Annotated in this window: 2 protein-coding genes; both read left to right on the forward strand. The window is 40.9% G+C overall.

Annotated features, from left to right (window positions below; all coding sequences use genetic code 11):
- Positions 1 to 163 precede the first annotated feature (163 nt).
- Positions 164 to 1,681 carry an IS21 family transposase gene (istA, locus tag BMY14_RS20265; protein WP_425438937.1) on the forward strand — a complete coding sequence of 506 codons (1,518 nt, stop codon included), beginning with the start codon at positions 164 to 166 and terminating at the stop codon, positions 1,679 to 1,681.
- Positions 1,675 to 2,406, forward strand: coding sequence for an IS21-like element helper ATPase IstB (istB, locus tag BMY14_RS20270; RefSeq protein WP_091836033.1), 732 nt, complete (start codon positions 1,675 to 1,677; stop codon positions 2,404 to 2,406). Before istA ends, istB begins: the two co-directional genes overlap by 7 nt.
- Positions 2,407 to 2,473: the final 67 nt, after the last annotated feature.

A 2,473-nucleotide genomic window follows, 5' to 3' on the forward strand; every position in this document is an offset into this window, starting at 1 on the left:
TGTTTATGGCATAATGAAATAGGACAAAGTTGCAAATAAAAATCCCCACTTATGCAAAACAGAATTCCTCAAAAATGCAAAAAGCCATTGCGAACAAGAACCAAATAACCTACCCTTATTAGGTGACAAAACACTAACGGGGGAGGACTGGAGGATGCTCACAATGACCCAAATTGATTATATCAGAAAAGCGTTCTTTGAGGAAGGTCTCAATATTTCACAAATTGCAAAAACCTTTTCTTGTGATCGCAAAACGGTGCGCAAGTATTTGGCAATCGAAGATTTCAATCAACCATTCCCTAAAGCAAAACGCGTAACCGAACAACCAAAATTGGATTCTTTTAAAGCTGTTATTGATACTTGGCTTACTGAAGATTTAAAGCACCGACGTAAACAGCGACACTCAGCTCGTCGTGTATTTGATCGATTACTAAGTGATGTTTCTGGTTTTAACTGTTCATACCGTACGGTGGCAGCATATGTAAAATTAAAAAAAGAGCAGTTATACAAACCAATCAAAGGAGCACTGCCACTGCTGCATAAAGCAGGCGAAGCACAGGTTGACTTCGGCACAGCCGATTTCTATGAAAATGGACTTCTTTGTACAGGACATTATCTCAATCTTTCTTTTCCAGCAAGCAATGCAGGATATTTCCAATTGTTTAAAGGAGAAAACCAAGAATGTCTTTTCGAAGGACTGCGAACTATTTTTGAACATTTAGGTGGCGTTCCGCCACGCCTATGGTTTGACAATGCTTCGACTATCGTTAAAAAGATTTTAAAATATGGCGAACGTGATTTAACCGCCTCTTTTTTGCGATTCAAACAGCATTATAATTTTACGGCAGTCTTTTGCAATCCAAGCTCGGGCAATGAAAAAGGAAACATCGAGAATAAAGTCGGCTACCACCGTCGCAACTTTTTTGTGCCAGTACCATCCTTCGAAAGCTTGGTCGCTTATAACGAAGAACTACTGGAGAAAGCCGTTGCGGATCACCAAAGAGATCACTACCGGTTCAACAATACGATTGACGAATTGCACAAAAAAGATAAGAACGTTTTGCTGCATTTACCAGCGGTTCCGTATGATTGCAGCCGCTATGAGACACTGAAAACGGATCTGTATGGGAAGTTCAAATATGGCTCAACATTTCATACGTATTCCACAGCACCTAAATATGCTGCTTCACGAATACTGGTACAGTTTACAGCATCGGCCGTGATTCCACTCGATGAAAGCATGCGTCCGATCACAAAACATAAACGGTTATATGGAGATTTCAAGCAAGAACAAATGGATTGGATTCCCTATCTCACACAATTATCCCGATGTCCAAGTGCATTAAAATATTCGGGCATCTATGAGATGCTGCCCAATCCAGTGCAAGATTACTTGGAGAAAGTGGATAAGCCTGGTCAGCGAAACGTATTGAAAGTACTAGCAAAACTGAGTCAAGAAAATGGCTTTGCTCGTGCAGTCGATAGCATAGCCGAAGCGATTCGACGGGATCGAACCGATCTGGATAGCCTTTTGACATTACATAAATATTTAAAACCGGTTCATATGCCTGAAACAATGGACGTCAGTCAATTGGCCTTACCCGAACTGCCAACATTTTCATTCGAAGCGAGTCAATATGACACTATGCTACTATCCCCGAAGGCGGTGGCGAAATGTTGAAAGAAGAGCTACTCAATTGTTGCAAAGTATTACGACTAAGTCGTGGTCTTGTTGATAATAGCGAAGAAATTGTGGCTGAAAGTCACCAGGCCTATTTGCTCGAACTCCTGCAACGTGAAATAGCGCATCGTGAGAAAAGTAAACGAGATCGGTTGATTAAAAATGCCGGATTCTATACCCTAAAAAGCTTTGATGATTACCGTTTTGATGAAGTGAAGCTACCATCCGGTGTTACGCAGGAATACCTAAAGCAAACGCAATTTATGGAGGAACAAAAGAATCTAATTCTTTATGGAAATGTAGGAACTGGGAAAACTCACTTAGCTATTGCAATGGGAATAGCAGCTTGTCGTCGTGGTTTGAGTGTCGGTTTTTACCGAACAGCCAATTTGGTAAACCAATTGGCTGATGCAAAAAAAGCAGGAAAATTAAGTAAATTGCTTAGTACAATAAAAAAGTTTGATTTGTTAATCTGTGATGAATGGGGTTATGTGCCATTGGACAGAGAAGCTGCACAATTGCTGTTTCAAGTTATTTCCGACAGCTATGAGCGCAGGAACGTTGTTTTGACAACCAATCTTGAGTTCAGCCGCTGGGTGAGTATTTTTTATGATGAACAAATGACCGCAGCCATAATTGATCGGCTGGTACACCATAGTTATCTCTTGCTTTACGATGGCCCTAGCAACCGCATGCGCGATTCGCTTATGCGGCAAGATGGATAAAATTCCCCACCCATATAGGTGAGGAAAAACTTTTGCAAAAGTGAGGAATTTTCACTTGCAAAATACA

It is taken from the genome of Propionispira arboris, assembly GCF_900109225.1.
GTDB lineage: Bacteria > Bacillota > Negativicutes > Selenomonadales > Selenomonadaceae > Propionispira > Propionispira arboris.